The 3,127-nt window shown below is 51.7% G+C and carries 3 protein-coding genes; 2 read left to right on the top strand and 1 reads right to left on the bottom strand.

What is annotated here, in order from left to right; genetic code table 11:
* Positions 1–270: 270 nt before the first annotated feature.
* The gene (locus NX782_RS26585; RefSeq protein WP_258848421.1) at positions 271–1,104 is read right to left on the bottom strand and encodes a DUF5677 domain-containing protein; all 834 of its coding nucleotides are present in this window, start codon (positions 1,102–1,104) and stop codon (positions 271–273) included.
* 101 nt (positions 1,105–1,205) lie between these two features.
* Between NX782_RS26585 and NX782_RS26075 the strand changes: the two genes are divergently transcribed.
* Positions 1,206–2,341 (top strand): IS3 family transposase gene (locus NX782_RS26075; protein ID WP_258848420.1). Its coding sequence is split into 2 segments (ribosomal slippage): positions 1,206–1,458 and positions 1,458–2,341, totalling 1,137 coding nucleotides; the frame shifts between segments, so codons are not numbered across the junction.
* Positions 2,342–2,928: 587 nt separating this feature from the next.
* A partial coding sequence (locus NX782_RS26070) for a helix-turn-helix domain-containing protein (RefSeq protein WP_258848422.1) occupies positions 2,929–3,127 on the top strand: 199 nt, incomplete at its 3' end.

Here is a 3,127-nt window from a genome sequence, read left to right as displayed (position 1 = left end):
GTTAGCCAGCGGTCGAACGAAAACGACATGGATGACAGACCTGACAACGGCTCATTTTGTCCTTGATTCGTAAGGGCGCTGTTGTGAACGCGATAATTTTCCGTCTTGGTCGCAAGTCAGACAAGGAACTCCGCAGCGGCTTCGCTCTGATATTTGAATATGCCTATACGATATCCTTGAATATCCTTGATGAAGCATGAGAACGAATCTGGCGCACGCGACCGCAGCTCAGCCTGCGCCCGGCCGAGTGCCGTCTAGGGGGGATGCTGGTCATTTTCGGTATTGTTTGGAATACAGCTTTTCCCATTCATGTTCTTGTATGTGCCAACGAGAAAATAGAGCATTCGAGTCAGGATCCGCCTCCAAGACATTTTTTGCGTCAGTTGACATTTCTACGAACATCAATAAGAAGTGAGTCATAATAAACAGGCCGACGCCCAAACTCACATTAGCTAATTCTTGTTGCTTCTCTAGCGTTCGAGCTTGGCTAACTTGGATTGCGCTGATATAACCGCTGTGACCGTAGCCTGAGCCGCTGTTATAAAGGTTAGCGAAGTAGTTCTGATGTAGGCCAGCTTCTTTTGCTAATATTGGTGCTTTGTTGACGCCCATCCAATTTTCGGCCTCAAGCTGTCCTCGCTGAGCCTTGGAATACTTTTGTTCATAGAGTGGCGACTTCTTTATTTGATTCCAAAGGTCAGCTATTTCTTGCCGCTCAGCCGCTATTTGGCAGTCATACGTCGTAGTGCTAGTTTTTATTTTTTGCCTCTTCATCAGGCCGTAGCATTTCCATAACCGAAAGCGTAACTCGCCTAAGCTCTGATCTTCCGTGCCATATATATGAGAGAATACCAGGAAATTCTCCAGCATTGCTCGGCATAGAACGTTTATGGAGGCAAAGTCAACATGCCGGTCTCCGGTAATCGGGTCAAGTTGTGGCGATGATAGTCTCTCTATTGTAACGAGGTGTCGATAGATTTTTAGCGATAAGGCGTGAGCAAAAGACTTCCATTCTTCTTGGCTCGAGAAATCATTTATACTAGACTGCACAACGCGAAATAATATAAAAAGCAGCTTTCTATAGCTCTTCGTATAGTTACACATAGACGCCTAATCTCGCTTTGGTGAACAGTTGCGCTAAGTGTATGGACTTCCCCCACTCCGGTAGACATTTCTGACCTATGATTTGAGCATAGGAGAAATGAATGAGCACACAGCGTTATACGCCAGAATTCAAGGAAGAAGCAGTTCGCCAGGTCGTGGAGCGGGGCTACCCCGTTCCCGAGGTTGCAGCCCGGCTTGGGGTGTCAGCCCATAGTTTGTACAAGTGGGTCAAGGCAGTCATGCCGACGAAGGACGAGAAGCAAAGTGCCGAGTTAGTCGAAGCAAAAAGCGAGATCCTGCGGCTGCGGTCCCACATGCGGCGCCTGGAAGAGGAGCGCGATCTGCTAAAAAAAGCCGCACGGTACTTTGCCAGGGAGCCCGAGTAAAGTACCGGTTCATGAACGAGCATCGGCACGAGTTTTCGCTTGTGCTTATGTGCCGCATTTTGAAAGTGGCCAGAGCCGGGTTTTATCAATGGCTGCATCAACCGATATCGGAGCGAGCGAAGGAAGATGCTCGCCTGGTCGAGGCAATCCGGCATTCGTATTCGGCAAGCGGCGGTGTCTACGGCGCCAACCGCGTCTTTGGCGATCTGCGAGAAGCCGGCGAGACTTGCGGACGTAATCGTGTAGCGCGGCTCATGCAGGTCAATAAGATCAAGGCTGTACGCGGCTATAAAGCGCCCAGAAGGATTGCTGGCCGGCCTTCGATCATTGCTCCGAATCGGCTGAATCGAGAATTTACTGTCGATGCGCCTGATCAGGCTTGGGTCACTGATATTACCTACATTAGAACTTGGCAGGGCTGGCTTTATCTGGCCGTCGTGGTCGACCTTTTTGCGCGCAAAGTCGTTGGCTGGTCGATGAAGCCGACATTGTCGCGCGAGCTGGCGATCGATGCTTTGCTAATGGCGGTTTGGCGCCGCAAGCCAAAGAAGCCAGTGCTGGTACATTCCGATCAAGGCAGCCAATACGGAAGCGACGACTGGCGCCGCTTCTGCAAGGCCAATAACCTCGAACCGAGCATGAGCCGACGCGGCAACTGCTGGGATAATGCTGTCGCGGAATCGTTCTTCAGCAGCTTGAAAAAGGAGCGCATCCGCAAGCGCATCTACAAAACCCGGGACTTGGCCCGGGCCGATATCTTCGACTACATCGAAGTCTTTTACAATCGAACCAGGCGCCACAGCCATCTGGGCGGTGTCAGCCCCGAGGCCTTCGAGCGCGCCTCAGCGTGAGGTCGAGATTTGTCTAGTGAACTAGGGGAAGTCCAGTAGCGCTGTTGAGAGGATCCATTAGCAAGCGTTTTCACGAGCCGTAGCCTAGAGACATGTGGTCGCAGCCACGCCTAACCTTACCGTGGTTGGGCCTGACGCATAAGCACGCTTACGGAGCAGGAAACTTTTTAGGCGCGAAAATCGTCGCTTCACTCGCAGGCGGTACTAACTGCACGCCCCACCGCCTAAGCTTTTCCATCGCCAATTCAAGGCGATATTGCCTAATGCAACGAAAGAGTTCTTCATCAGAAATCTCTAACGGCGCGTCCGGTGGGTTTAGAAGGTGCAGGACGAGCTCAAGCGGCAAGCGCAAAAAGTCTGGCTCCGTCTCCGCATCGGCGTTTATAACGCGTTCGACATCCCGGAGTGCCGCGTCCAGCCAGTGGTCAGAGAGGTTCGAGGGTAGGGCAGCCGACGGCGGATGATCAAAGATCTCCCGCCTCAGTTGAATTGAGTCATCGTTTCTTGAACGCATGAGATAGCCTGTACACAAGGTTTGAGGCGTAGATGCCGTGGCCTATTTTGCCCGATTCTTCGATGATCTGGGCATGAGACTCGGTGGTAAAGATGACAATGCGCAGCAGCTTATAGCGATTGGCGCAGCGATTCGCGCTTGCCGCCGAGATCAAGGCATTTCACAAGAAGAGCTTGCTTATAAGGCCGAGATTGATCGCAGTCATATGGGCAAGATCGAAAGAGGCGAGCGAAATGTGAGCCTCCTGAATCTGATCCGTATATGTGCAGCAC

This window comes from Massilia norwichensis (assembly GCF_024753245.1).
GTDB classification, from domain to species: domain Bacteria; phylum Pseudomonadota; class Gammaproteobacteria; order Burkholderiales; family Burkholderiaceae_D; genus Telluria; species Telluria norwichensis.
The sequence above is the reverse complement of the archived record's forward strand: the minus strand, read 5'-3'. Positions and strand labels throughout refer to the sequence as shown.

What these genes read in the sequence shown, in the direction of transcription:
- NX782_RS26585 (WP_258848421.1), bottom strand. Translation starts at nt 1,104, where the DNA reads ATGTGTAACTATACGAAGAGCTATAGAAAGCTGCTTTTTATATTATTT.